Origin of the sequence: Streptomyces sp. NPDC002825 (assembly GCF_040295385.1) — a bacterium.
Lineage (GTDB): Bacteria > Actinomycetota > Actinomycetes > Streptomycetales > Streptomycetaceae > Streptomyces.
In genome coordinates this window covers 243307-268575 of sequence record NZ_JBEOVH010000001.1, presented here as the reverse complement: position 1 = coordinate 268575, position 25269 = coordinate 243307, and the positions used below count along the sequence as shown (strand labels likewise).

Genomic DNA, 25269 nt, shown 5'->3' with positions numbered 1-25269 from the left:
CGGCGGCCGGAGGTGGCGGGCCGAGGCGGCCGGAGGTGGCAGGCCGAGGCGGCCGGAGGTGGCAGGCCGAGGCGGCCGGAGGTGGCAGGCCGAGGCGGCCGGAGGTGGCAGGCCGAGGCTCCGTCTTGTTCAGCTGCCGCGTCAGGAGCGCGCCGGTGAGGCCGGCATGAGCGTGCGGGCCAGTACCTCCAGCGCCTGGGTGACCTCACCCAGGCGCTGCGGGTCGTCGGAGCCCAGCGCCGCGGCGAGCGCGCCTTCGATCCGCGTGGCCCGCACCTCCGCGACGCGCTCGGACGCCTCCGCGGCCGGGCGCACGAGCACGCGGCGCCGGTCGGCGGGGTCGGGCACGGCCTGCACCGATCCGGCCTCCTTCAGCCGGGCCACGGCGGTGGACACCTGGCTCTGCGGCAGACCGGTCCGTGCGGCGATCTCGCCGACGGAGCTGTCGGGGTGGGCGGCGATGTCACCGGCGACGATCAGGACCAGCCGGGCGCTGCCGGCGTAACGGCCCTCGCCACCGGGGGGCTCGGGCAGTGCGTCCTCGCCGATCTTCATCAGGAGGCGGCCCAGGAGGAACAGTTCGGCTCCATTCACCCCGTCAACATACATCGAACTGGATTCATCCGATCTGATGCATCGGGATTGATGTATCGAGATGGATGGAATAACGTGGAAGAGGAGACGGGGGGCACGAAGCCCACCGCACACAAAGGGGGAGCACCATGACCGCGATCACGACCGCGACGGCTGCGAGGACCAGGACCGCTGCGACGACCACTGCCGCGACCGAGGCCACGACCGCGACCGCGACCAGGACGGTCGGCGCGCTGGACGTTCCCGGGGCGGTCCTGCACTACCAGGTCCAGGGCACCGGGCCCACGCTGCTCATCTCGCAGAGCGGGGAGGGTGACGCCGACCGCAGCACCGACCTCGTGGCCCGGCTCACCGACTCGTACCGCGTGATCACCTACGACCGCCGCGGCCTCTCCCGCAGCCGCCTCGACGCCCCGGAGCGGGGAGCGACGCTGGTGGAGCACGCCGACGACGTGCAGCGACTCCTCGCCGCGCTCAGCGACGGGCCCGTCCTGATGCTCGGTTGCAGCCTGGGCGCCGTCATCGGGCTGCACGTGGCCGTGCGCCACCCCGGACTCATCGACACGCTGGTCGCCCACGAGCCGGTCGCCCCGCGCCTGCTGTCCGACGAGGAGCGCGCCCGCCACGAGGGCGAACTCACCGGCCTGCAGGACCTGTACGGCCGAGAGGGCCTCTCCGCCGTCCTGCCGGAGATCGCCCGGTGCCTGGGCATCGACCCGGCCGGCACGGACGCCGAGCCGAACCTGACGCCCCAGCCGATGAACGCCCGGCGGATCGCGAACTTCGACCGGTTCATCCGCCACGACTTCACCGCGATCGTCCAGGACACGCTGGACACCGGCGCGCTGGCGAGCACCGGCACGCGCATCGTGCCGGCCATAGGCCGCTCGACCCCGGACGCCGTGTTCGACCTCCGGTGCGCGGCCTCCCTGGCCGAGCTCGTCGGCCACGAGGTGCGGGAGTTCCCCGGTGGCCACAACGGCAACACCAGCCACCCGGAGGCGTACGCGGCCCGTCTCCGCCAGGTCCTGGCGGAGACATGCTGAGCCCGGGGGCCGGGTCAGACCTCCACGAGCAGCTCCTCGAAGCCCCGGATGACGTAGCCGGGCTTCCACACCGGCTCCGCCGAGAGCGTCATGCCCGGCGCCTGGCGCAGCAACTCGCCGAAGACGGCGGTCAGTTCGAGGCGGGCGAGCGGGGCGCCGAGGCAGTAGTGGATGCCGGCGCCGAAGGTGATGTGCGGGTTGTCGGCCCGTTCGAGGTCGAGGACGTCGGCGGTGGGGCCGAAGCGGGCGGGGTCGCGGTTGGCGGAGCCGAAGAGGAGGGCGACCTCGGAGCCGCGCGGGAGGGTCACGCCGCCGATCTCGATGTCGTCGAGGACCCAGCGCTCGAACATCTGGAGCGGGGTGTCGTAGCGCAGAAGTTCTTCCACAGCTGTGGACAACTTTTCGGGATCGGGGCGTACGCCCTGCCTGAGGAGCGTCCACCAGCCGTTGACCGTGGTGTTCACGGTCGCCTCGTGGCCCGCGTTGAGGAGAAGGACGCAGGTGGAGATCATCTCCTGTTCCGTCAGCTCCTCCACCGCGATCAGCGAGGAGATCAGGTCGTCCCCCGGGTCCTTCCGCCGCCGCGCGATCAGCTCCCGCAGATAGTCCGAGAACTCGACGGAGGCCTGGACCGCGCGCCGGGCCGTCTCCTGCGAGGGGTTCAGCTCGAACATCCCGCAGATCGCCGCCGACCAGGGCCGCAGCCGCGCCCGCTCCTCGTCCTCGGCCGGAATGCCGAGCATCTCGGCGATCACCGCGACCGGCAGCGGCTCGGCGACGGCGGACAGCAGGTCGCCGCCGCCCGCCGCGACCAGGTCACCGACGAGCGCGGCGGCCAGGCGCCGCACCGTCGGGGCCAGGTTCTCCACGGTCCTCGGCGTGAACGCCTTGGAGACCAGCCGCCGGATCCGGGTGTGGTCGGCCGCCTCCAGATCGAGCAGACCGTGGTCGTTGAGCGTGTGGAACGGCTCGTACGCGGCGTCCGGCGCCGTCCGCCCGAACTCCTCGTGCGTGAAGCGATGGGTGTACGTCCGGCCGAGCCGCCGGTCGCGAAGGAGCGCGGACACGTCCTCGTAGTGCGGGATGAGCCACTGGCGGGTGGGGGCGTGCCAGTGCGCGCGGCCGGCGGCGCGGAGCCGGGCGTAGGCGGGATAGGGGTCGGCGACGAACTCGGCCGACCAGGGGTCGTACACAGCGTCAACAGCGTCCATGCCCGGACGCTACCCCTCGGGCCCGGTGTGGACCCGGCCGGCCGGACACAGCACCGGCTCCGTCCGGGACCTCCTGCGCCGGCACCGCACGGCCCCCGTCGCGGCCCTGCTCGGCCCGCGCGGCACCGGCTCCGTCCGGGGCCCGGTCAGCCGCCGACGCGGACCAGGCCCGCCTCGTATGCGAAGACCGCCGCCTGGGTGCGGTCGCGGAGGCCCAGCTTCACCAGGATGCGGCTCACGTGGGTCTTGATCGTCGACTCGGCGACGACGAGGTGGTCGGCGATCTCGGCGTTCGACAGGCCCTGGGCGATGAGGACCAGGACCTCCGTCTCCCGCTCGGTCAGCTCACCGATCCGCGCCATCGCCGGCGGGCGCGGAGAGCTCCCCGGCGCCTTCGCGAACTCGGTGATCAGCCGCTTCGTGACGGTCGGCGCGAGCAGCGCCTCCCCCGCCGCGACGACCCGCACGCCGTCCGCGAGCTGGCGGGCGGAGGCGTCCTTGAGGAGGAAGCCGGAGGCCCCGGCGCGCAGCGCCTGGTACACGTACTCGTCGAGGTCGAAGGTCGTCAGGACCAGCACCTTCGCGTCCGCGTCGGCGGCGACGATCTCCCGGGTGGCCTCGATGCCGTTCAGCTCGGGCATCCGGATGTCCATGAGGACCACGTCGGGGTGGAGGGCGGCGACCTGCGCGATCGCCTCCCGGCCGTTGACAGCCTCGCCGACGACCTCGATGTCCGGCATCGCGCCGAGCAGCACCGAGAAGCCCTCACGGACCATCATCTGGTCGTCGACGATCAGTACCCGGATCACGCCTGCTGCTCCTCACGGCTCACGGGGACGAAGGCGGTCACCTCGTAGCCACCGTCCTCGGTCGCCTCCGCCGTCATCTCCCCGCCGAGCATCGTCACACGCTCCCGCATGCCGGTGATGCCGTGCCCGGCGCCCGGGGAGGGCTTCACGAGGCCGCGCGCGGGGCCGTTGGCGACGCGCAGGCCGAGGCCGCCGAGGACGTAGCTGACCTCGACCTTCGCGGCGGCGCCCGGGGCGTGCCGCAGGACGTTCGAGAGGGCCTCCTGGACGATCCGGTACGCGGAGAGCTCGACGCCCTGCGGGAGTTCGCGGACCGCGCCGGTCACGGTCTTCTCGACGTCGAGCCCGGCCTCGCGGACGTTGGCGACGAGCACGTCGAGGTCGGCGAGGGTCGGCTGCGGGGCGTCGGGGGCCTCGTAGTCCTCGGCGCGGACGACCCCGAGGATGCGGCGCAGTTCGGTCAGCGCGGCGACGGCGTTCTCCCGGATGGTGAGGAAGGCCTGCTCCAGCTCGGGCGGCGGGTTCTCCACCCGGTAGGGCGCGGCCTCCGCCTGGATGGCGACCACGGACATGTGGTGGGCGACGACGTCGTGCAGCTCGCGGGCGATGGTCGTCCGCTCTTCGAGGAGGGTGCGCTTGGACCGCTCGACGGCGGTGACGGTCTGCTGGGCGGTGACCTCACGGCGGGCCTGGGTGCGGACCTGGTGGATGGCCACGCCGAGCATGGCCATGGCCGAGAAGAACAGCAGCTCGGCGCCGTTGAAGCCGTAGTAGCCGCCCACGCCCAGGAAGAAGGCCGTGAACATCGCGTACCCGGCGGTGACCAGCCACATCCACAGGGCGGTGCGGGGCCGGGTCCGCATGGCGACGATCAGCAGGACCGCCCAGTGCGCGGCGAAGGAGTTCGGCGACCAGGGCCAGCCGTCGTACCCGCCGATATAGGCGACGAAGGGGGTGGAGCCCAGCGAGACCCAGAAGGCGAGCACGGGCCTGGCCAGGGTGAGCAGCACGGCGCCGGCCGGCACGAGGCAGTAGACGAGGGCGATCGGGCGGGCCTCTCCCCCGACGAAGTCGACGCCCAGGAAGAAGACGATCACCGCGAGGAAGCCCACCATCGCGTGCGGCAGCAGGCCCACGTGCGGACGTATCCGCCTCGGCAGGAAGCGGAAGGCGGGGCTGTCCGGCGCGAAGCGCGGCAGCGGGCGGTAGGCGAAGGCGTTGTGGAAGAGGTCGGCGCGCAGACCGCCGAGCGCGTCCTGCGCCAGGCGGAGCTCGGGGCTGCGGCTCGTCTCGGTGGTCTGCGTATCGGTCACGCGAACCACCGTACGGGCGGCGGGGGACCCGGTCGTCCCGCTGGATGCGGATCCTTCCGGGTCCCCCTTGAGGACTAGCGCCCCGCTACAGGACGCTGTTGAACTTCGAGCCCTCGCCCGCGTACAGCGACGTCGTCTGGCGGCTGAAGGGGGCGGTGACGGAACCCGTCGAGCGGTACACGTACGTGCCGCCCGAGCCGTAGGCGATGAGGTCCGGGCGACCGTCGTTGTCGAGGTCACCCGCACCGACGAGCTGGGAGAAGGCGTTCCAGCCGGCGCCGATCTTCACGCGGACGGAGAAGCCGCCGCGGCCGTTGCCCTGGTACAGCCACAGGACGCCGGCGGTGTCGCGGGCGACCATGTCCCCGGCGGCGGTGCCGGCGATGTTGCCGACGGCGGTGAGCTGGTTGTAGATCTGCCAGCTGCCGCCAAGGCTCACCCGCGTCGCGTACGGCTTCGCGTAGTTGCCCGTGCCCTTGTAGAACCACATGGTCCCGGCGCCGTCCGTGGCCACCAGGTCGGAACGGCCGTCGCCGTCGAGGTCCGAGCCGCCGGCGAGCTTGTTGTAGATCTGCCAGCCCGTGCCGACCTTCACCCGGGGGGCGAACGTGCCGTCGCCCTTGCCGAGGTAGAGCCACTGCACGCCCGATCCGTCGACGGCGATGAGGTCGCCGTTCGCGGCACCGCCGATGTTTCCGACGGCCTCGATCTGCTTGTAGACCTGCCAGCCGGGGCCGATCTTCGTCCGCTGCGCCGGCTTGACCTGGCCGTTCACCGGACGGTCCCGCAGGTCGTCGCGCCACAGCACGCCGGAGGCGTCCCGGGCGAGGACGTCGGTGGAGCCGTTGTCGGTGTAGTCGTGCGGGTTGGCCGTACGGACGATGTTCGTGAACCAGCCCTGGTAGGCGGAGTCGCCGATGCCGTCGAGCGGCGTCGCCTCGGCCTCGACCGCGTACTTGCCGTTCGGCGCGTCGACCCCGGCGATGACACCGTCCCAGTCGAAGGAGAACAGGGTGCCGGTGGCGGGGGCGGTCAGGCGCTTGGTGAACTCCTTGCCGGTGGCGATGTGCGTGAGCGTGACGTCCAGGGAGGCGTCGGCGCGCGACAGCGTCCAGCCCAGCCGCACCTTGCCGCCGGTCTTGTCGAGTTCCGCCACGTCGGGGACGTGGACCTCCTGGATCTCCAGCGGCTCACGGACCGCCGGCGTACCCGTGTCCGCGATCTTGGTGACGGTGGGGGAGCCGTCCTCGCCGACCGCGACACGGAACAGCCCGTCGCCGTCGGCGGCCCGGTTGCCGCGCAGCACCACGCTGAAGTCGGCCGAGGGCGCCGCGGTCACGGCCGTGACGCCGAGGGCGAGGGTCTCACCGGTGGTCAGGGAGACGGCCTGGGCCGGCTTCGAGGGGTTGCCGTACACGAGCCGGTCGCCCGCGAGCTCGTAATACCAGTCGCCGTCACGGACACCCAGGACGGTCTTCTTCCGATCGCCCGTCTTGCGGTCGACGGACGTCACGTACAGCCCGGTCGCCTGGTCGTAGTCGAGCCAGGCCACGTGCGAACCGGAGAACATCAGGCTCGTGAAGTCGTACCCGGACTCGACGGAGGCGTAGGTCTCGGTCGCCGTCCCGGCCGTCAGGTCGACCAGCGCCCGGCCGCCGGTCCGCGCGCCCGCCGGACCCGTCGCGTACCCGACGAGGATGTGGCCGCCCTTGACCGTCGAGCCGGTGAACTCGGTGGCGTCCGCGGGCAGGCCCTCGATCTTGCGGGTGGTCGTCGTGGCGCCGTCCTTGGTGACGACGTGCAGTTCCGCCGTGCCGTCCGCCTGGGTGATCTGCGCGAGCACGCTCGTCGGGCTCAGCACGGCCACGTAGTTGCCGTTCAGCGCGCCCAGGTCAATCTCGACGCCCGGGGCGACGGAGGTGGCCGGGGTCGCCATGTTCCGAAGGGTGAGCTTGCGCATCTGGACGGTCCAGCTCGCGTCGCCGAGGACGACCACGTCCCCGCCCATGGCGAACCCGCCGTTCTCGGGCTCGATGAGCCGGGTGGCGAGCCCGCCGTCGTACGGCGTCCAGAGCAGGTTCCGCTCGTACGTCTGCTTGTCGAAGTACCAGCTGAGGAACCCGGAGGTGCCCACGCCCGAGAGCACGGAGCCCTCGGGGAAGACGGGAGTGGCCGTGGCCTCGTCGGCAGAGGCCACCACCGCCCCGGCCGCGAAGGCGGTCGGGGCCGTGGCCAGGGTGCCCGCGCCCAGGGCCGTGACGGCGAGGACGGCCGTGACGGCGGAGGCGAGGCGGATGCCGGTGGTGCGGAACTGCAAGGTGAACCCCCACGAGAAAGATCGGACACGGGAGTGCCGTGCCCGATGAGACTCGTGATCCGTTCGAAGGGTTGTACGGGCGGACAGGAGAATTCCGGTTCGCCCGGCCGGTCGGCCGGGCCGGCTCACCAGGCCGGTCGACCAGGCCCGTTGACCAGGCCGTTCACCAGGCCAGCTGGGCGATCTCCTCCGCCACCACCGCGCACGCGTCCGCCGCCGGGTCGATCAGCGGGAAGTGGCCGACGTCCTGCAGGAGCGTCAGGCCGACCTCCTCGCCCGCCTTCGCCGCCGCCTCCGCGTACGCCTCGGCCACCGCGTACGGGACGACGATGTCCTCGCGGCCCTGGACCAGGGTCGTCGCGATGCCGGTCGGCAGGAGGACCGACGGGTCCGTGAAGGCGGCCCGCGCCTCGTACCGCGCCTCGCCGCCGAGGAGCTCCGTGACCGCGCCGCCGCACACGCCGAGCTCCACCGCCCGCCCGAAGTGGGCGATCGGGGCCAGGGCGACGACCCCGCGCAGCTCCGGCGGGGCCGGCAGGCGCCAGGGCGCGTCCGCAGGCAGGACGTGCCGGGCGGCGGCCCAGAGCGCCAGGTGCCCGCCCGCCGAGTGACCCGTGAGGACCGTGCGCCGCGGGTCGGCCTGCGGCAGATGGGCCGCGGCGAGTTCCGGTACGGCGTCGAGGGCCGCCGCCACGTCGTCGAAGGTCTCCGGCCAGCGCCCCGCCACCGGAGCCGTACCGCCCTGGTGGGGCAGGCCGGGGCCGCGCCGGTACTCGACGCTCGCCACGGCGAAGCCCCTGCGGGCCAGGAAGTCCACGAACGGGGTCAGATGCTGCCGGTCGTACGGTGCCCGCCAGGCGCCGCCGTGCAGGGCGACGACGAGGGGAGCCAGGGTGCGCCCGTCACGCGGGGCGTAGAAGTCGACCACCTGGTCCGGGTGGTCGCCGTACGCGGCGGTGGCGTCCGGGGCGACGGCCGGGTGCGAGAAGGCCGACGCCTCTTCGGCGGCATCGCGCGCGGCGGGGTCCGGCATGCTGTTCCAACCTCTCGGGTACGCGGCCGAATTGGCCTGACCTGCGGGGACGGTACCAGCACCGGAACCCCCGCAGATCAGGCGATCATCCGACTACCGAAGAACGTCGGCGAGGGTACTCGCCGCCCGCTCCGCGTCCGCGAAGCCCACGTACAGCGGCGTGAAGCCGAACCGCAGGATGTCCGGACGGCGCAGATCCCCGACGACCCCGCGCTTGATCAGCTCGGTCATGACGGCCGGCGCGTCCGCGCAGCGCAGCGCCACCTGGCTGCCGCGCTCGCCGTGCGCCCCGGGGGTCACGGAGGTGACGCGGCCCTCGGGGACGTACGCCTCGACGCACTCCAGGAAGAAGTCCGTCAGCGCGAGGGACTTGGCGCGCACGTCCTCGACGGCGACGCCGTCCCAGACGTCGAGGGCCGCTTCGAGCGCCAGCATGGAGAGGATGTCGGGCGTGCCGACCCGGCCCCGGAGCGCGCCGGTCGCCGCCTCGTAGCCCGGGGTCATGCCGAAGGGGTCGGCGTGCGAGTTCCAGCCGGGCAGCGGCGAGTCGAAGGCCCCCTGGTGGCGCTCGGCCACGTAGAGGTAGGCCGGGGAACCCGGGCCGCCGTTCAGGTACTTGTAGGTGCAGCCGACCGCCAGGTCCACCCCGTGCGCGTCCAGGCCGACGGGCAGGGCGCCCGCGCTGTGGCACAGGTCCCAGACGGCGAGCGCGCCCGCCGCGTGGAGGGCGGCGGTGATGCCGGGCAGGTCCTGGAGCCGGCCCGTGCGGTAGTCGACGTGGTTGACGAGCGCGAGGGCCGTGCGGTCGCTCACCGCGGCCGCCATGTCGGCCGGGTCGCAGGGCACGATCTCGTGACCCGTCATCCGCGCGGCGGACTGTGCGATGTACCCGTCCGTGGGAAAGGTCGTCGCGTCGACGAGGATCTCGTTCCGGTCGTCACCGTTCAGCCGGGCCGCGGCGACGACCGCCTTGAAGACGTTCACGCTCGTCGAGTCGCCGACCACGATCTGCCCGGGGGCGGCGCCGACGATCGGGGCGATCCGGTCGCCGATCCGCTCGGGCGCGGTCCACCAGCCGGACTCGTCCCAGGAGCGGATGCGCAGCTCGCCCCACTCGCGGGTGATGACGTCGGCCATGCGGGCCGGGACGTGCGCGGGCAGGGCGCCGAGCGAGTTGCCGTCGAGGTAGACGGTCCCCTCGTCCAGGGCGAACTTCGCGCGGTGCCCGGCCAGCGCGTCGGCGGCGTCGAGCTCCAGGGCCCGCCGGCGCAGGCCGTGGGCCGCGTCGGGGTCCAGGGCCCGGGGGCGGAGCTCCTCGGCCGCGTCGGGTCGCGTGGCCCTCTGCTCGTGGGTCTCAGACATGGCTGCGGGCCGTCCAGAGCTCGGGGAACACGTTCTTCTGGGCCCGCTTCTCCAGCCAGGCCACACCGGCGGAGCCGCCGGTGCCGGTCTTCGCGCCCATCGCGCGCCGGGTCGCGACCAGGTGGTCGTTGCGCCAGCGCCAGACCAGCTCGGCGACGTCGCTGAGGGCCTCGCCGAGCCGGACGAGCTCGGCGTTCTGGTCGGAGTCCGCGTAGATCCCGGCCCAGACCGCCTCGACCTCGGGGGACGGCTCGTACCGCTGGGAGAGGTCGCGGGAGAGGACCGACGCCGGGACGGGCAGGCCGCGGCGGGCGAGCAGCCCGAGGACCTCGTCGTACAGGCTCGGCTCGTGGAGCGCCTTCTCCAGCTCGGCGTGGACGCGGGGCGCGCCCCGGTGCGGGACGAGCATGGAGGCGGACTTCTCGCCGAGCAGGAACTCCATCCGCCGGTACATCGCCGACTGGAAGCCGGAGCCCTCGCCGAGCGCCGCGCGGTAGGCGTTGAACTGGCCGGGGGTGAGCTGGGCGAGCGGACGCCAGGAGTGGTTGAGCGCCTCCAGCTCGCGCACGGAGCGCTTGAGCGCGTCCATCGCGACCGGGACGCGGTCCTCGCGCAGGGCGCGGCTCGCGGTCTCCCACTCGTGGACGATCACCGTGAACCACAGCTCCATGACCTGGGTGGTGACCAGGAAGACCATCTCGCCGGGGTCGTCCGAGCGGAGGTGCTGGAGGTGGGTGAGGACGTCCGCCTGGACGTAGTCCTCGTACGGCGTCGTGCCCGCGAAGTCGAGGTTCGGGTCGTCGACGACCGAGCCGGCTCCGGAGGCATCGGGGAAGGTGGACATTTCTGTCTCCTCGATACGGGCTACCGGGTAGCGGTCCGCTCCACCGTGTGCGCTCTGCCGCGCGGCACGGGAGCTCCGGTCCCCTCGGGAGGCGCGCTTCTGCGCGCGCGTCCCAAGCGCATCATGACACGATCGGGCCCGTGATGTAGCTCCCGTCTTCGTCATACGGAAAAGCGTTCGACCGACAGCCGTCGAGGCCCTTGATCTGCTGCATCATCGCGGGAGCGAGCCTGCCCGGACCCGGGCAGCCCATGTGCGTGCGGATGCCGATCTCGTGCCCGACCTCGTGGTTGATGATCAGATGCCGGTACTCGGTGGCCGGCCCCGTGAAGGTCGGCGAGCCGAGCATCCACCGCTTGAGGTTCACGACGACGCCGTCGGAGGTCTCGCAGTTCAGCTCACCGTGGGTGCGGAGGCCCTGCCGCAGGCAGAGCGCGTCGGCGGTGTCCGGGGTGGCGATCCGGATGACGAAGTCGGCGTTCTCGGAGACGAGCTGGAAGCGGCCCCGGCCGTGCGCGGCCCAGCTGCGCGGGTGCCCCAGGATCTGCTGGATCTCGGCGGCCGTCTCGCTCGCCGACAGGTCGATGCCGTCCTCGACCTGGACCCGGTAGCGGCGCAGCGTGCCGGTGTCCCCGACCGGCGAGCCGGAGGCCCGCGCGGTGGTGAAGGTCCCGGCACCGGACTGCGGGACGGTGGTCTTCTTCCTGGTCGGCGTGGGTTTGGGGGTCGGCTTCGGCGTCTTCTTGGGCGTCGGCTTCGGGGTCGGTCTCGGCGTCGTGGGCCGCGGGCTCGGCGTGACCGCCGTCGGCGCCGCCGTCCCCGGAGCCGCAGCCGTCCCGTCGGCGGTTCTGCCCTGGTAGTGCGCGAGCGCGGCCCCGGCGCCGAGCGAGACCGTCATCAGGACCAGCGCCGGCAGGACGAGCCCGGACCCGGACCTGCGCTTCTTCCTCTTCGCCCGCCTTCCAGCGGGTAAGGCACGTTTCCCCACGACAGAGTTCCCCCCTCAAGTCCTGCGGTTCCGGGGATCGTACCCGCTCGACTCGAACGCCCTTTCTCCCGTGCGGGAGAAAGGGCGTTGTTCATGAGGCGCGTGAGGCGTTCGCGTTGGCTTTCGCGTCGGGCTTCGGCGTCGGGCTTCGGCGTCAGGCTTTCGCGGGAGCCGGGAGGTCAGCCGAGCGTCTCGGCGGCGGTCTCCGAGGAGTCCCGCAGGAAGGTCGTGCAGCGCTCGTACTCGTCCTTCTCGCCGATCTCGCCGGCCGCCCGGGCCAGGGCGTGCAGCGCGCGCAGGAAGCCGCGGTTCGGCTCGTGCTCCCACGGCACCGGGCCGTGGCCCTTCCAGCCGTTGCGGCGCAGCGCGTCCAGGCCGCGGTGGTAGCCGGTACGGGCGTAGGCGTACGACTCGACGACCGAGCCGCGCTCGTAGGCGTCGTCGGCGAGACGGGCCCAGGCGAGCGAGGAGGTCGGGTACTTCGCGGCGACGTCCGCCGGCGCCGCACCGCTCGCGAGCAGCTCGCGCGGCCCCGGCTCGTCGGGCAGGTGGGTGGGGGCCGGTCCCCCCAGCAGGTTCTCGTGGATGGCCATGGGCCCAGTCTGCCTCAGGACCCCGCACCGGGGGCCGCGTCCCGCTGCCCGGGGTCGAGCGGCGGGGCCTGCACCCCGCAGTGGACCTTGCACTCCGGATGGCAGCCCGCCGCCGCGGCCGGGGTCCGCATCGTCGTCCAGGCGAGGGCCGCGCCCACCACCAGGATCCCCGCGCACATCGGCATCGCCCGCCGGAACGTCTCCCCGAACTCCTCCGCCGAGCGGTACGCCTCCGGGCCCATCCCCGCCAGCAGCGGCAGCGCGGCCACCGCGATCAGCCCGGCGGCGCGGGCCGCCGCGTTGTTGATGCCGCTCGCGAGGCCCGCCCGGGAGACGTCCACCGAGGCGAGGACGGTCGCGGTCAGCGGGGCGACCAGGGTCGTCATGCCGAGCCCGAGGACGAGCATCGCCGGCAGCACGTCGGTCACGTACGAGGCGTCCTCCCCGACCCGCAGCATCAGCAGCATCCCGGCGGCGCACAGCAGCGGCCCCACCGTGAGCGGGATCCGCGGCCCGATCTTCTCCCCCAGCTCCCCGGACCTCGCGGAGAGCAGCAGCATCAGCACGGTCGTCGGCAGCAGCGCCACACCGGCGCCGAGCGCCGAGTAGCCCGCGACCACCTGGAGCTGGAGGGCCGCCAGGAAGAAGAAACCGCCGAACGCCGCGTACACGCAGAGGGTGACCAGGTTGACCGCCGTGAAGAGGCGCGAGCGGAAGATCGACGGGGGCACCATCGCCCGCTCCCCGCGCCGCCGCTCCACCACCACGAACCCGGTGCCGACCACGGCCCCGGCCGCCCCGGCCCACCAGGCCGCGCCGATCAGCGCGTACGTGACGAGGGCGAGCGCCGCCGCGCCCAGGACCGCGCCGAGCACGTCGAAGCGGCCGTGCGCCGTCTCGTCCCGCGACTCCGGCACGTGCCGCAGGGCGACCGGGACGCAGATCGCGGCCAGCGGCACGTTCAGCAGGAACACCCACCGCCAGCCGGGACCGTCCACCAGCCAGCCGCCCACGAACGGCCCGATCGCCGCGCCCACACCGCCGAAGCCCGACCAGAGCCCGACCGCACGGGCCCGGTCGTCGGCGTGGAAGCTCGCCTGGATCAGCGCGAGGGAGCCGGGCGTGAGCAGCGCCCCGCCGACGCCCTGGAGGGCACGGGCCGCGATCAGCACCCCGGCGTTCGGCGCGAGCCCGCACAGCAGGGAGGCGAGGGCGAACCAGACCACGCCGACGACGAAGACCTTCCGCCGCCCGAACCGGTCGCCGAGCGAGCCGCCGAGCAGGATCAGCCCGGCGAGGGTCAGCATGTAGGCGTTGACCGTCCACTGCAGGACGGCGAGGTCGGCGCCCAGGTCCTCGCCGATGTGGGGCAGGGCGACGTTGACGACGGTCGAGTCGAGCAGCGCCATCCCCGAGCCGAGGACCGTGGTGAACACGATCCACCGGCCGGTCCCCGAGGCCATCCGCACGTCCCGCACGCCCGCACCCGCACCCGCACCCGCACCCATGACTGCATGGTCCCGCGAAGCGAGGACCGCCGCGCGCCGGACCGGACCACACGCGGGCCGGCCACACGCAGCCGGGCCTCAGACCGTACGCAGCCGGTTCGCCGCCCTGACCAGTGCGTCCACTCCCCGTTCGGCCTTGCTCCGTGGGCAGCCGACGTTCAGCCGGACGAAGCCCGGCGTGCCGTACACCCCGCCCGGCATGATCGCGACCTTCTCCTTCGCCACGAGCTCCTCCTGGAGCCGGGTCTCCTCGACCCCGAGCGGCCGCAGGTCGATCCAGGCCAGATAGCCGGCCTGCGGGGGCGCCCAGTCGACCTCGGGCAGCCCGTCCGCGAGCCGCTCCCGGACCAGGTCCATCGTGCCCGCCACGTATCCGCGCAGCTCGTCCAGCCACGGGGCGCCCTGTCGGTACGCGGCGATGTGCGCGGTCAGCGAGAGCACGGCGGGCGAGGCGAGACCCTCGCCGGTCTCCATGCGCCGGACGAACGCCTGGCGCTCGTCGGGGTCGCCGACCATCCCGTACGAACCGGAGAGCGCCGGGAAGTTGAAGGCCTTCGTGCCGGAGGTGACCAGGGCCCAGCGGCGCCCCCGGCCCGGCTCGGCGATCCGGGTCCAGGGGATGTGGCGGTAGGCGTCGGTCGTCAGATCGGCGTGGATCTCGTCGCTGACGACGGCCGCGCCGTGCCGCTCGGCCAGCTCGGCGAAGCCCCTGAGCTCCTCCTCCGTCCACACCCGGCCGGTCGGGTTGTGCGGGGAGCAGAGCAGCAGCATCCGGCTGTCCGGCCGGGCGAGCTCCCGCTCCAGGGCCTCCGGATCGCCGACGGGGACGCCCCGCAGTTCGCGCCCGAGCCCCGTGACGGCCTTGCGGAAGCCGTCGTACGTGGGGGTGTGGACGACCACGCCGTCGCCGGGTTCCGTCCACATCTGGAGGAGCTGCGAGAGCTGGGAGAGCACCGAGGGCGCGTAGACCAGCGTCTCCGGGTCGATCTCGGCGCCGTACCGGCTCGCGTACCAGTGGCGGATCGCCTCGCGGAACTCCCCGAGCCGCCAGTCCGTGTAGCCGAAGACTCCGTGGTCGACGCGCTCGCGCAGGGCCGCGAGGACCTCGGGCGGGGAGGCGAAGTCCATGTCGGAGATGGTGAAGGGCAGCAGGTCGGAGACGCCGAAGCGGTCCGCGATGCCGTCCCACTGCACGGACCAGGTCCCGTGCCGGTCTATCTCCCGGTCGAAGTCGTACGCCACGGTCATCCTCCCGACATGACGAGGGCCCGGCACCTCACGAGGTGACCGGGCCCGTCGCTCATCCGCTTACTTCAGCTTCGTGCCGGCCGAGCGCAGCGCGACACAGGCCTCGCCGACGCGCTGGGCCATGCCGGCCTCGGCCAGCTTGCCCCAGGTGCGCGGGTCGTAGGTGGACTTCTTGCCGACCTCGCCGTCGACCTTCAGGACACCGTCGTAGTTGCGGAACATGTGGTCCACGACCGGGCGGGTGAAGGCGTACTGGGTGTCGGTGTCGAGGTTCATCTTCACGACGCCGTTCTCCAGCGCGGTGGCGATCTCCTCGGCCGTCGAGCCCGAGCCGCCGTGGAAGACGAAGTCGAACGGGTCGGCCTTGCCGAACTTGGCGGCGACGCCGGCCTGGAGGTCCTTGAGGAGCTCGGGGCGGAGCACGACGTTGCCCGGCTTGTAGACGCCGTGCACGTTGCCGAAGGACGCGGCGAGCAGGTAGCGGCCCTTCTCGCCCAGGCCGAGGGCCTCGGCGGTGCGGATGGCGTCCTCGACGGTGGTGTACAGCTCGTCGTTGATCTCGTGGCTGACGCCGTCCTCCTCGCCGCCGGTCGGCGTGATCTCGACCTCGAGGATGATCTTGGCGGCGGCGGCCTTCGCGAGCAGCTCCTGGCCGATGGCCAGGTTGTCGGCGAGGGTCTCGGCGGAGCCGTCCCACATGTGCGACTGGAACAGCGGGTTCAGGCCCTTGGCGACGCGCTCGGCGGAGACGTCGAGCAGCGGACGGACGTAGCCGTCCAGCTTGTCCTTCGGGCAGTGGTCGGTGTGGAGGGCGACCGTGATGTCGTACTTCGCGGCGACGATGTGCGCGAACTCGGCCAGGGCAACGGCGCCCGTGACCATGTCCTTGTTGTGCTGACCGCCCAGGAACTCGGCACCGCCGGTCGAGATCTGGATGATGCCGTCGCTCTCGGCCTCCGCGAAGCCGCGCAGCGCAGCGTGCAGGGTCTGGGACGAGGTCACGTTGATGGCCGGGTAGGCGAACTTGCCTGCCTTCGCCCGGTCGAGCATCTCGTTGTAGACCTCGGGGGTTGCGATGGGCATTCGTCCGCTCCTTGTGATGTGCGGGGTGTGTGCGTTGCTGTCCCTGACCTAGGGGCGACGTCATCGTCGCGGCCCATCTTTCCAGACTCTTGTCCGGGCTCCCACGGGCGCGGCATGCCGAAGGGCGGGGTGTTTCACGTGAAACACCCCGCCCTTCGGTAAAAACGCAGGTCAGGACCGCTATGGCGGGGGTCCGGGACCTAAGTCACGACTTCGCGGCGGTTACGCCAGGCCGAGCTCGTCCAGCGCGTACGCGTAGAGGTACGGAACGCCCGCCGTCCCGCTGATCTTCTCGCCCGCCCCGGTGGCGCGGTCCACGATCGTGGCGACGGCGACGACCTCGGCGCCGGCCGCGCGCGCCGCCTCGACGGCGGTCAGCGGCGAGCCGCCGGTGGTGGAGGTGTCCTCCACGATCAGGACGCGACGGCCCTTGATGTCCGGGCCCTCGACCTGGCGCTGCATCCCGTGGGCCTTGGCGGCCTTGCGGACGACGAAGGCGTCGAGCCGCTCGCCCCGCGCGGCGGCGGCGTGCAGCATCGCCGTCGCGACCGGGTCGGCGCCCAGCGTCAGGCCGCCGACCGCGTCGAAGTCGAGGTCCTTGGTGAGTTCGAGCATGACCTTGCCGACCAGCGGCGAAGCCGCACCGTCCAGAGTGATCCGGCGCAGGTCCACGTAGTAGTCGGCTTCCAGACCCGAGGAGAGGGTCACCTTGCCGTGCACCACGGCCTTGTCCTTGATCTGCTGGAGCAGCTCAGCGCGTACGTCAGTCATGCCCCTGAGCTTAAAGCCGCCGCCAGGTCCAGGTGCTCTCGACCTCCAGGGGGTCGATCGGGGTGACCAGGCGCGGGTGGGTGTTGAGGCCGTTCGGCGGGCCGGACTGCGGCTCGACGCAGACCGCCTCGGCGGGCTCGTCGTAGATCACGACCCATTCGGCGCGGCTCGCGACCTTGAGCTCCAGCTCCTGCGGCCAGGTGAGGGTGACGTCGACGCCGTCGGGCATGCCGAAGCAGTCGTCCCAGGGGCCGGGGAGGGAGTCGATGCGGTGGCCGGTGGGGAGGTGGTTCTCCCCGCGCTGCTCCTGCCAGGCGGGCGTGAAGTCGATCCGTACGTCCTGACCGCCCTGCCCGAGGTTGCGCAGGAACCAGGGGTGCCAGCCGGCCTGCGCCGGGAAGGAGCTGTCGTAGGTCTCGACGCCGAAGCGGAGGGTGAGGGAGTCCTCGGACAGCTCGAAGACCTGGGTGACCCGGCCCTCGTACGGCCAGGGGTCGCCGAGCTCGCAGGTGAAGACGGCCTCGGTCCCGGAGGTCCGGGCGGTCTTCCACGGGATGTCCCGGACGGTGCCGTGGATGGCGTGCGGGGCGGCGTTGACGGGGAGCTGGTGGGTTTCGGCGCCGTTGCGGAAGCGGCCGTTCTCGGTCCGCCCGCACCAGGGCACCATCGGGAAGCTTCCGTACCGCTCGCCCTGGCGCAGCACCTCGGTGCCGGCGATGCGCAGGCTCTCGATGCGGCAGCCGTGGTCGGGGTTGATGGTCAACTCGGCGTCGCCCGCCGTCAGTCGCGTCTGCATGCTCACGTCCTGAGCCTAGGGCCTGTCCGGCCTGTTCAGCGGCGGCGGCGCAGGGCCCGGCCGACGACGACGGCGGAGGCGAGGGCGAGGGCGGCGGCCGGGGCGATCCAGCGCAGGGTGGCGCCGGTGCTCGTCGCCTCGGGCGCGGGGACGGGGGCGTAACGGCCGCGCGGCGGGGCGTGGTCGACCTCTTCGGCGCTCCGCCCGATCATGGTCCGGCGGGCGTGGGCGGCCTCGGCGGCGGGCTGCGGGGCGGGGAACTCGATCGGGGTGTCCGCGAAGTCCTCGTCGAGGAGCGGGTCGAGGGAGGACGGCGGTACGGGCGCGTCGAAGACGGCGCCCCGGGCGGGCTCCTCCACCCCGTCGTCGACTCCGTCGTCGTCGGTGGCCTCTTCGAGGGCTTCGGGCTCCTCGGCGAGCGCGGCGAGCGCCTCGACGAACTTGTCGAGGAGCTTGACGCCCGCCGTGGCGCGCGCGTCGTCCGTCGCGTCGGCGAGCCGGCCGACGGCGGTGAGGGCGCCGGTGAAGCTGAGGCTGGTGCCCTCGGCCACCGGGGTGAGGACGACGGTGAGGGACAGCTCGGCCGAGCCCTTGCCGCGGGCTTCGGTGCCCTCGCCCTCGTAGGTGATGGCACCGTCCCGTTCGACGACCCGCAGGGCACCGCGGTAGGTGATGGTGTTGCCGCCGACCCGCACCTTGAGGCGGCCCGTGAGGGGGCCCGCCTCCGCGTCGGCGTCCCGCTGGAGACCGGGCACGCAGCGCACCACGCGGGCCGGGTCCGTGAGCGTCGCGCGCAGGGCCTCGGCCGGGACGGGTACGAACACCTCATGCTCCATGGAAGCCGAGCCTACTCAGGGCGGGGCGCGGCGTCGCCTGTTTGCACCCGGCCGACGGGTCGGGCCGCGTACCGGCCCGGACGGCGGTCGGGCTCCGCACCGCGCCCGGCGGACACGTCAGCCCCCGTACCGGGGATGCACCAGGGTCGACGGCGGCGGCTCCGCCCCCCGGGTCCGTTCGGCGCGGCGCGCCGCGTTCTCCAGGGTTCCGGCCTGGAGCGAGCGCAGCCGGGGCGCGTCGGGGGCGAGGCGGAGGGCGGGCGGCCGTTCGCCCCGTACGGCCAGGAGGAAGCCCCAGTCCCCCGGCCCCCGCTCCGTACCGCTGGTGCGGTCGGCGCGGTCGGGTCCCGCGGCGAAGCCTGGGGTGCGGCCGCTCGCGCTGTACGGCCGGGTCGCGAAGCCGGCGGCGCGCAGGGTGGCGTCGACGGTCCAGTAGGTGCGCGGCCGGTCGGTGACCGATCCGGCGTGCACGGCGAACCGTCCGGACGCGGTGAGCACCCGGGCCACCAGGCCGTAGAACTCCTCCGAGTAGAGCTTGGTGCTGGGGGTGATCCCGGGGTCGGGCAGATCGGAGATCACCACGTCGTACCGTTCCTGCACACGATCGGCGGCGCCCCTGAGCCAGCGGAACGCGTCCGCGTAGACCACGCGGACGCGGGGGTCGCGGAAGGCCTGGGCGTTGAGCGCGGCGAGCGCCGGGTCCGTACGGGCGAGGCGGACGACGCCCGGGTCGAGCTCGACGACGGTGACGGAACGGACCCCGGCGTAGCGCAGGACCTCGCGGGCGGCCATGCCGTCGCCGCCGCCGACGATCAGGACGCGCGCGTGGGCGCCGTACAACGCGGGGTGGACGAGCGCCTCGTGGTACCGGTACTCGTCGCGGCCGGCCACCCGGAGGCGTCCGTCGAGGAAGAGGTCGGGCGGCTCGGCGGCGCCCCCGGTGACCACGACCTCCTGGAGCTCGGTGTGGACGGCGACCCGTACCCGGTCGCCGTAGACGACCCGGCGCGCGGCCTGTTCGAAGTCGTCGACGAGGACGGTCGCGGTGGCGAGGACGGTCAGGACGCACAGGTTCACGGCGAGGAGCAGCGCCCGTGACCGGTTGCCGAGGTCGCGGCGGAACACCCAGAGCACGAGGCCGCCGCCCGCCACGGCGTTGACCGCGCCGGTGACGAGCGCGCCGGTGAGCTGGCCGAGCCAGGGCAGCAGCAGGAAGGGAAAGGCGAGGCCGCCGACGAGCGCGCCGACGTAGTCGGCGGCGAAGAGGTCGGCGACCGTCCCCGCGGCGTCGTCCCGCTCGCCGAGCGAGGCCTGCCGCCCGGCCCGCCCGGAGCCGGCGGAGCGCGCGGCCCGCTCGTCCCTCGCCGCCTGCCCCCGCTGTATCAGCGACATCAGGAGCGGAATCTCGGCGCCGATGAGCACGCCGATCGCGAGCGAGAACGCCACGAGCACGTACCGCGATTCGCCGAGCCAGGCGAAGGACGCGTACAGCACCATCGCCGAGCAGCCGCCGATCAGCGCGAGCCCGGCCTCGACCAGGCCGAAACCGACGGCGGCGCGGCAGCGCAGCCGCTTGGCGAGGAGCGAGCCCACGCCCATCGCGAAGACCATCACGGAGAGCACGACGGAGGCCTGAGTGACCGAGTCGCCGATCAAGTACGAGGCGAGGGCGACCAGTTCCAGTTCGTAGACCAGGCCGCACGCGGCGCAGACGAAGACGACCGCGAGGACCGGGAACCGCACCGCCTCGCGCGGCGGACGCGCGGACCGCCGCGGGGGCGGCCGGCGCACCCGCTTGGGCGGCATGGTCACGGTCGGTTCGATCATGTCCGTAACGCTACGTCACGACTGTCACACCCCTTGTCACCCACACGAGTGCACATGGAGTGCGGGAGGGCGCATCAGAGCGTTGCGGGCATACGTGCGCCGATGCGGGTCCTGGTCGCCACCAACTGCCCCTCCTGCGGGTAGGCGTGCCAGGTGCGCCAGCGCACCTGGCCCTCGTGACGCTGCGCCAGCATCGCGGTGAAGGCGTACGGGGATCCGGGGAAGGTCCCCGCGAGCCCGTTGGGATGGTCGGCGACGAGCGCGAGGAGCTCCTGCGCACGGCCCGCGAAGGAGCCGTGCGAGAGCGTCTCGACGCGCGCGGCGAATTCGTACTCCCATTCGCCGACGCGCTTGGAGACGCCGAGCGGGAGCGGGGTGCTGCTGCCGGGCATGCAGGCCACGGTCTCCGAGCAGTGGCGCCCCTCCTCCTCCAGGAGGACCTGGTGGGAGGCGCCGAGCAGCCTCAACTGGAGCTGGGCTCCGGAGAGTTCGAGATCGAGCACGGCGAGCGCGGGCAGCGGCTCGCGCCCGAGGGCCCAGGCCAGATCGGCCGCGCGCGTATCGGTATAGGAGGTCTTCAGGGTGGTGAGCATGGGTCGGCTCCGCAAACACGGTTTGACGGGTGGGCCGGGGGCGCCCCGGAGAAGGGTTCTACGGGAGTGGGGAATCGCCGGCTCGGGTCCACACACGGTCCGAGGGCTGTCTCTGTCAGGAGCGAGAGAACCACGTACGTCGGGCGACTCGCAGCGTTTCTACCCAACTTGCCGTGTTTTCCAACCCCTTCGGGGACCCAACAGTTCACTTGTTCACTCAGTCGCCGCCACCACAGCCACCGCCGCCGCAGCTGGACCCACAGGAGCTGCCCGATCCGCACGAGCTGCTGCTGCCGCACCCGCCGCCACCGCCGCCGTCGGCCCAGCCGCCACGGCCCTTGCGCCCGCCGCGCCGCTTGCGGCCCCCCGACTTCTTGGTGCCGGAGAACAGTCCGACGACCACCAGCGCGAAGACGATGAAGATCACGATTTCCATCTGTACTACCCCCGTTCTTCTGTGCGAGGGGGATGCCCGTTCCGATCCCCCGTCAAAGCGGACTTGAGCGAGTCCAGAGCTTCAGCTGCAGGAGGAGCTGGAGCACGAGGACGAGGAGCAGGACGAGCTCGAACACGAGGAGCTGGAGCAGGAGAACGACGAGGACGAGGAGCAGGAGGAAGAGGAGGAAGAGGAGGAAGAGGAGGAAGAGGAAGAGGACGAAGAGGCCGACGAGGACGAGGAACCGGCCCACCAGCTGTCGCCGCCGCTCCCCCTGCGCCTCGACCCGCTCATACCGCTCGCGATGAGCCACACCCCGAGCGCGATCACGGCCGCGACCCCGAGGAAGAAGAAGATGATGTCCATGCCGGCGCGATCCCCGCTCCGGTCACCCCCCAAAGCGCACTTGAGCAAGTCCAGAGCTTGGCTCCAGGATGGCCGTCATGACACGACCGCTGCTCAATCGCCGCCTCGCCGAGTTCGGGACGACGATCTTCGCCGAGATGTCCGCGCTCGCCGCCAGGACCGGGTCGATCAACCTCGGTCAGGGCTTCCCCGACACCGACGGCCCCGAGGAGATCCGGGAGGCGGCGGTCCGCGCGCTGCGCGACGGCCTCGGCAACCAGTACCCGCCGGGCCCCGGCATCCCCGAGCTGCGGTCGGCGATCGCCGACCACCAGCGGGAGCGGTACGGCCTCGCGTACGACCCCGACACCGAGGTCCTCGTCACGGCGGGCGCCACCGAGGCGATCGCGGCGGCGCTGCTCGCCCTGGTCGAGCCCGGCGACGAGGTCATCGCCCTGGAGCCGTACTACGACTCGTACGCCGCCTGCATCGCGATGGCCGGCGGCACCCGCGTCCCCGTCACCCTCCGCCCCCACGAGGGCAGCTACGTCCTCGACCTCGACGAGCTGAAGGCCGCCGTCACCGACCGGACCCGGCTGATCCTGCTCAACACCCCGCACAACCCCACCGGCACGGTCCTCACCCGCGCCGAACTGACCGCCGTCGCCGAACTCGCGATCGAACGGGACCTGCTCGTCGTCACCGACGAGGTGTACGAGCACCTGGTCTTCGACGACGCCGAGCACCTGCCGATCGCGAGCCTGCCCGGCATGCGGGAGCGCACGGTCACCATCGGCTCGGCCGGCAAGACGTTCTCCTTCACCGGCTGGAAGGTCGGCTGGATCACCGCGACCCCCGGACTGACCTCCGCCGTCCGCTCCGCCAAGCAGTTCCTCACGTACGTCTCCTCGGGCCCCTTCCAGTACGCGATCGCCGAGGCCCTGCGCCTCCCGGCCGCCTACTTCGACACCCTCCGCGCCGAGCTGCGCGCCAAGCGGGACCTGCTGAGCGAGGGCCTCGCGCAGGCGGGCTTCGAGGTCTACCGCCCGGCCGGCACCTACTTCGTCACCACCGACATCCGCCCCCTCGGCGCCACCGACGGCTTCGCCTTCTGCCGCTCCCTCCCGGAGCGCGCCGGCGTCGTCGCCATCCCGAACGCCGTCTTCTACGACCACCGCGAGGCCGGCGCCCCCTTCGTCCGCTTCGCCTTCTGCAAGCGGACCGAGGTCCTGGAGGAGGCCGTCTCGCGCCTCAAGGCGCTCAGCGGCTGACAGGCCGTTCGGCCGTGCGGGGGTGCGGCGCGCGCGCCCTCCGGGCGCCGGGACGATCGTCGGGTAGACCGATTTACCGGTGGAGATCGGTCCGCCCTCCCGCCCGAGCGGGATCTCCCGCGCCCGGAGGTGCACCCTGTCCGCCGAGACCCTCGACCGCACGGCGCCCCCGGCCACGGTCCGCAGCGGCCCCCGCGCCCCCCGGCCGCCCCGGGGCGCGCTGCGCCGGGCGGCGCCCGCCCTCGGGCTCTTCGCCGCCGCCCGGCTCACCGGTCTGCTCGTCCTCGCCCTGTGGGCCCACCACGTCGGCCGCTCGCCCCGGGCGCTCCTCGCGACCTCCTGGGACTCCCAGTGGTACGCCGGGATCGCCGCGCACGGCTACGGGCGCGTCCTGCACGGCGCGCACGGAATGGTCCTGGACGACCTGGCCTTCTTCCCGCTCTACCCGGCGCTCGTCCGGGCCGTCACCACCGTGCTGCCCGTCACCGGAGGCACCGCCGGTCTCCTGCTGTCCTGGCTCGCCGCCGGGGCCGCCGCCTGGGGCGTCTTCCTGGTCGGCGAGCGGCTGCGCGGGCGCCGCACCGCCACCGTGCTCGTCCTCCTGTGGGGCCTGCTGCCGCACTCGGTCGTGCTGACCATGGCGTACACGGAGCCGGTGATGACCGCGTTCGCCGCCTGGGCGCTGTACGCGCTGCTCACCCGGCGCTGGCCGGCGGCGGCCGCCCTCGCGAGCCTCGCCGGGCTCACCCGGCCGAACGGGATCGCGGTCGCCGCCGCCGTCCTGACCGCCGTCGGCTGCGAGCTGTGGCGGACCCGGGGCCGGGCCGGGCCGCGGGTGTGGACGGCGGGCCTGCTCGCGCCCGCGGGCTGGCTCTCGTACGTGCTCTGGGTCGGGGTCCGCCGCGGCGATCCGCTCGGCGGCTACTTCGCCGTGCAGGAGGGCTGGACGTCCCGCTTCGACTTCGGGAAGGGCGCGCTCGTCTTCGTACGGGACATGCTGGGCGGCCCGACCCAGTTCGGGTTCGCGATGGCGCTGCTCATCACCGGCGCGGCGGTGCTGCTCTTCGCGCTCCTCCTGTGCGGGGAGCGGCTGCCGCTGCCCGTCCTCGCCCACACGGCGGTGCTCGTGGTCATCGCCGTCGGCGGCTCGGGCTTCTTCGAGTCGAAACCGCGCTTCCTGCTGCCGGCCTTCCCGCTGCTGCTGCCGCTCGCGGCGGCACTGACGAAAGCCCGGCCGAGGGCCGCGATCCTGGTGGTCACGGCCCTGGCCGGGCTCTCGTGCTGCTACGGGGCCTACGCCCTGACGCTCGCGCGCATGGCGATCTGAGACGCCGGGGTCGGGAGGGGCTTACGCCTCCTCGTCGCCCGAGGCCTTCTCCTCGGGGGACTCCAGGCCGAACTGCTCGACGATCCACTTGTCGAACTCGATGGAGGCGCGGACCCAGCTGACCGTGGAGGACACGAAGTGCTCCAGGGCGACGCCGGTGCCGATCAGCATCTGCGCCTCGCCGATGAGGCGGAGGGTGGCGGAGCCGTCCTCCTCCTCGTGCAGGTGCGTGTAGACCTTGGGCCACAGGGTGCGGCGGTTCCAGTCGTCGATCGCGTCGAGGATCTTGGCGCGGTCGTCGGCGGCGTGCGGACGGTCGTAGAACGTCCGCACCGAGAAGACCTGCTGCTCGCCCTCGCCGCGGAACATGAAGTACGTGCGGAACTCCTCCCACGGCGCCGCGAGGTCACCCTCGTCGTCGACGACGTACTTGAGTTCCATCTGCTCGAGGAGCTGCTTGACGAGGTCCTGGTCGGGGACGACGGGGCCCGCCGGTCCTGCGGCCTGAGGCTGGGGCTGGCCCCCGAAATTCGGAATCGAGGACGGGTCGATGCTCACCGTTATTTCCCTTCGTACGGATGCTCGCCATCCTCCCCCATGCCGGGCGGTACGTGGCAAGCCCCGCCGCCCGCGATCCGCTGCGGGCTGACAAGATCTGGTGCTCATGGGGGAGAAATCGGAGAGGAAGACGAAACCGGTGCGGCCGCGGCCGTGGACCTGGGTCTGGGCGTCCGCCGTCGTGACGCTGTTCTGCGGCGGGCCGCTGGCCCTCCTGGTCTGGGGCGCGATGGCCTGGAGCGAGATCGGTGAGGAGAAGGCGGTCGACTGCGCCAAGGTGATGACGTTCGCCCGGGGCAGCCTCCCGATGAGCGCCGAAGACGCCCGGTGCACGGCGGCCCACTGGCAGGACACGGTGGCCCACGCCGAGTTCCGGATGCCGCGCGCCGAGGTCGGAGGATGGCTGGAGGCCGCCTATCCGACCGGGGAGCCGGCGTTCTCCTGCGAGCAGGACCGGTGCGTGGACGTGTCGTTCGACGAGCTCCTCTACGTGCACCTCCGGATCACGTACGAGGACGGCGGCACCGCCCTCGTACGTGTGGAGGCCTTCGACACGTGAG

The 25269-nt window shown here is 72.7% G+C and carries 25 protein-coding genes; 4 read left to right on the top strand and 21 right to left on the bottom strand.

What is annotated here, in order from left to right; genetic code table 11:
- Positions 1–141: 141 nt before the first annotated feature.
- Positions 142–594 carry a MarR family winged helix-turn-helix transcriptional regulator gene (locus ABT041_RS01275; RefSeq protein ID WP_351177020.1) on the bottom strand — a complete coding sequence of 151 codons (453 nt, stop codon included), beginning with the start codon at positions 592–594 and terminating at the stop codon, positions 142–144.
- A gap of 128 nt (positions 595–722) precedes the next feature.
- On the opposite strand from ABT041_RS01275, the gene ABT041_RS01270 reads away from it, so the two are divergent.
- On the top strand, positions 723–1640 hold the full coding sequence (locus tag ABT041_RS01270; protein WP_351177017.1) for an alpha/beta fold hydrolase: 918 nt from the start codon (positions 723–725) through the stop codon (positions 1638–1640).
- 14 nt (positions 1641–1654) lie between these two features.
- Here the strand turns inward: ABT041_RS01270 and ABT041_RS01265 are convergent, their stop codons facing one another.
- The 19 genes from ABT041_RS01265 to ABT041_RS01175 form a co-directional block, all read right to left on the bottom strand.
- Positions 1655–2851 carry a cytochrome P450 gene (locus tag ABT041_RS01265; protein WP_351177014.1) on the bottom strand — a complete coding sequence of 399 codons (1197 nt, stop codon included), beginning with the start codon at positions 2849–2851 and terminating at the stop codon, positions 1655–1657.
- Between the two features lie 146 nt (positions 2852–2997).
- On the bottom strand, positions 2998–3660 hold the full coding sequence (locus tag ABT041_RS01260; protein ID WP_351177011.1) for a response regulator: 663 nt from the start codon (positions 3658–3660) through the stop codon (positions 2998–3000).
- Positions 3657–4982 carry a sensor histidine kinase gene (locus tag ABT041_RS01255; protein WP_351177008.1) on the bottom strand — a complete coding sequence of 442 codons (1326 nt, stop codon included), beginning with the start codon at positions 4980–4982 and terminating at the stop codon, positions 3657–3659. The genes ABT041_RS01260 and ABT041_RS01255 overlap by 4 nt, the downstream gene beginning before the upstream one ends.
- A gap of 76 nt (positions 4983–5058) precedes the next feature.
- The gene (locus tag ABT041_RS01250) at positions 5059–7290 is read right to left on the bottom strand and encodes an FG-GAP repeat domain-containing protein (protein WP_351177006.1); all 2232 of its coding nucleotides are present in this window, start codon (positions 7288–7290) and stop codon (positions 5059–5061) included.
- Positions 7291–7453: 163 nt separating this feature from the next.
- Positions 7454–8323 (bottom strand): alpha/beta hydrolase, encoded by an 870-nt coding sequence (locus tag ABT041_RS01245; RefSeq protein WP_351177003.1) that lies wholly within the window; start codon positions 8321–8323, stop codon positions 7454–7456.
- Between the two features lie 93 nt (positions 8324–8416).
- Complete coding sequence (kynU, locus tag ABT041_RS01240; protein WP_351177000.1) at positions 8417–9685, bottom strand: kynureninase; 1269 nt, start codon at positions 9683–9685, stop codon at positions 8417–8419.
- Positions 9678–10529, bottom strand: coding sequence for a tryptophan 2,3-dioxygenase (locus tag ABT041_RS01235; protein WP_351176997.1), 852 nt, complete (start codon positions 10527–10529; stop codon positions 9678–9680). The genes kynU and ABT041_RS01235 overlap by 8 nt, the downstream gene beginning before the upstream one ends.
- Before the next feature lie 121 nt (positions 10530–10650).
- Positions 10651–11427 carry a DUF3152 domain-containing protein gene (locus ABT041_RS01230; RefSeq protein WP_351176994.1) on the bottom strand — a complete coding sequence of 259 codons (777 nt, stop codon included), beginning with the start codon at positions 11425–11427 and terminating at the stop codon, positions 10651–10653.
- A gap of 269 nt (positions 11428–11696) precedes the next feature.
- Complete coding sequence (locus ABT041_RS01225) at positions 11697–12110, bottom strand: DUF3151 domain-containing protein (RefSeq protein WP_351176991.1); 414 nt, start codon at positions 12108–12110, stop codon at positions 11697–11699.
- A 14-nt stretch (positions 12111–12124) separates the two neighbouring features.
- The gene (locus tag ABT041_RS01220) at positions 12125–13618 is read right to left on the bottom strand and encodes an MFS transporter (RefSeq protein WP_351176988.1); all 1494 of its coding nucleotides are present in this window, start codon (positions 13616–13618) and stop codon (positions 12125–12127) included.
- A 78-nt stretch (positions 13619–13696) separates the two neighbouring features.
- The gene (locus ABT041_RS01215) at positions 13697–14866 is read right to left on the bottom strand and encodes a MalY/PatB family protein (protein ID WP_351176985.1); all 1170 of its coding nucleotides are present in this window, start codon (positions 14864–14866) and stop codon (positions 13697–13699) included.
- A 60-nt stretch (positions 14867–14926) separates the two neighbouring features.
- Positions 14927–15949, bottom strand: coding sequence for a class II fructose-bisphosphate aldolase (fbaA, locus tag ABT041_RS01210; protein WP_351176982.1), 1023 nt, complete (start codon positions 15947–15949; stop codon positions 14927–14929).
- A gap of 222 nt (positions 15950–16171) precedes the next feature.
- Complete coding sequence (gene pyrE, locus ABT041_RS01205; protein WP_351176979.1) at positions 16172–16720, bottom strand: orotate phosphoribosyltransferase; 549 nt, start codon at positions 16718–16720, stop codon at positions 16172–16174.
- A gap of 10 nt (positions 16721–16730) precedes the next feature.
- A complete protein-coding gene (locus tag ABT041_RS01200) occupies positions 16731–17516 on the bottom strand; it encodes an aldose epimerase family protein (RefSeq protein ID WP_351177639.1) in 786 nt (261 codons plus the stop codon).
- 35 nt (positions 17517–17551) lie between these two features.
- On the bottom strand, positions 17552–18352 hold the full coding sequence (locus ABT041_RS01195) for an SRPBCC family protein (RefSeq protein WP_351176976.1): 801 nt from the start codon (positions 18350–18352) through the stop codon (positions 17552–17554).
- 117 nt (positions 18353–18469) lie between these two features.
- Positions 18470–20179 (bottom strand): polyamine aminopropyltransferase, encoded by a 1710-nt coding sequence (locus ABT041_RS01190; RefSeq protein ID WP_351176973.1) that lies wholly within the window; start codon positions 20177–20179, stop codon positions 18470–18472.
- Between the two features lie 74 nt (positions 20180–20253).
- Complete coding sequence (locus ABT041_RS01185; protein ID WP_351176970.1) at positions 20254–20772, bottom strand: DUF2617 family protein; 519 nt, start codon at positions 20770–20772, stop codon at positions 20254–20256.
- A 217-nt stretch (positions 20773–20989) separates the two neighbouring features.
- The gene (locus tag ABT041_RS01180; RefSeq protein WP_351176967.1) at positions 20990–21208 is read right to left on the bottom strand and encodes a hypothetical protein; all 219 of its coding nucleotides are present in this window, start codon (positions 21206–21208) and stop codon (positions 20990–20992) included.
- Positions 21209–21260: 52 nt separating this feature from the next.
- Positions 21261–21521 carry a hypothetical protein gene (locus tag ABT041_RS01175; RefSeq protein ID WP_351176964.1) on the bottom strand — a complete coding sequence of 87 codons (261 nt, stop codon included), beginning with the start codon at positions 21519–21521 and terminating at the stop codon, positions 21261–21263.
- A gap of 121 nt (positions 21522–21642) precedes the next feature.
- Here ABT041_RS01175 and ABT041_RS01170 point away from each other — a divergent pair, with 121 nt between their 5' ends.
- Positions 21643–22824, top strand: coding sequence for a pyridoxal phosphate-dependent aminotransferase (locus ABT041_RS01170; RefSeq protein WP_502976318.1), 1182 nt, complete (start codon positions 21643–21645; stop codon positions 22822–22824).
- 136 nt (positions 22825–22960) lie between these two features.
- Positions 22961–24151: a putative hexosyltransferase gene (locus tag ABT041_RS01165; protein ID WP_502976334.1), complete on the top strand. Its 1191-nt coding sequence runs from the start codon at positions 22961–22963 to the stop codon at positions 24149–24151.
- A gap of 21 nt (positions 24152–24172) precedes the next feature.
- Here the strand turns inward: ABT041_RS01165 and ABT041_RS01160 are convergent, their stop codons facing one another.
- Positions 24173–24709: a YbjN domain-containing protein gene (locus tag ABT041_RS01160; RefSeq protein WP_351176958.1), complete on the bottom strand. Its 537-nt coding sequence runs from the start codon at positions 24707–24709 to the stop codon at positions 24173–24175.
- A gap of 139 nt (positions 24710–24848) precedes the next feature.
- On the opposite strand from ABT041_RS01160, the gene ABT041_RS01155 reads away from it, so the two are divergent.
- Positions 24849–25268 (top strand): hypothetical protein, encoded by a 420-nt coding sequence (locus tag ABT041_RS01155; protein ID WP_351176955.1) that lies wholly within the window; start codon positions 24849–24851, stop codon positions 25266–25268.
- Position 25269: the final 1 nt, after the last annotated feature.

Coding starts and splice junctions, on each gene's coding strand:
- fbaA (WP_351176982.1), bottom strand. CDS start 15,949: ATGCCCATCGCAACCCCCGAGGTCTACAACGAGATGCTCGACCGGGCG.
- ABT041_RS01200 (WP_351177639.1), bottom strand. CDS start 17,516: ATGCAGACGCGACTGACGGCGGGCGACGCCGAGTTGACCATCAACCCC.
- ABT041_RS01170 (WP_502976318.1), top strand. CDS start 21,643: ATGGCCGTCATGACACGACCGCTGCTCAATCGCCGCCTCGCCGAGTTC.
- ABT041_RS01220 (WP_351176988.1), bottom strand. CDS start 13,618: ATGGGTGCGGGTGCGGGTGCGGGTGCGGGCGTGCGGGACGTGCGGATG.
- kynU (WP_351177000.1), bottom strand. CDS start 9,685: ATGTCTGAGACCCACGAGCAGAGGGCCACGCGACCCGACGCGGCCGAG.
- ABT041_RS01180 (WP_351176967.1), bottom strand. CDS start 21,208: ATGGAAATCGTGATCTTCATCGTCTTCGCGCTGGTGGTCGTCGGACTG.
- ABT041_RS01245 (WP_351177003.1), bottom strand. CDS start 8,323: ATGCCGGACCCCGCCGCGCGCGATGCCGCCGAAGAGGCGTCGGCCTTC.
- ABT041_RS01185 (WP_351176970.1), bottom strand. CDS start 20,772: ATGCTCACCACCCTGAAGACCTCCTATACCGATACGCGCGCGGCCGAT.
- ABT041_RS01215 (WP_351176985.1), bottom strand. CDS start 14,866: ATGACCGTGGCGTACGACTTCGACCGGGAGATAGACCGGCACGGGACC.
- ABT041_RS01235 (WP_351176997.1), bottom strand. CDS start 10,529: ATGTCCACCTTCCCCGATGCCTCCGGAGCCGGCTCGGTCGTCGACGAC.
- ABT041_RS01230 (WP_351176994.1), bottom strand. CDS start 11,427: ATGACGGTCTCGCTCGGCGCCGGGGCCGCGCTCGCGCACTACCAGGGC.
- ABT041_RS01270 (WP_351177017.1), top strand. CDS start 723: ATGACCGCGATCACGACCGCGACGGCTGCGAGGACCAGGACCGCTGCG.
- ABT041_RS01195 (WP_351176976.1), bottom strand. CDS start 18,352: ATGGAGCATGAGGTGTTCGTACCCGTCCCGGCCGAGGCCCTGCGCGCG.
- ABT041_RS01265 (WP_351177014.1), bottom strand. CDS start 2,851: ATGGACGCTGTTGACGCTGTGTACGACCCCTGGTCGGCCGAGTTCGTC.
- ABT041_RS01190 (WP_351176973.1), bottom strand. CDS start 20,179: ATGATCGAACCGACCGTGACCATGCCGCCCAAGCGGGTGCGCCGGCCG.
- ABT041_RS01225 (WP_351176991.1), bottom strand. CDS start 12,110: ATGGCCATCCACGAGAACCTGCTGGGGGGACCGGCCCCCACCCACCTG.
- pyrE (WP_351176979.1), bottom strand. CDS start 16,720: ATGACTGACGTACGCGCTGAGCTGCTCCAGCAGATCAAGGACAAGGCC.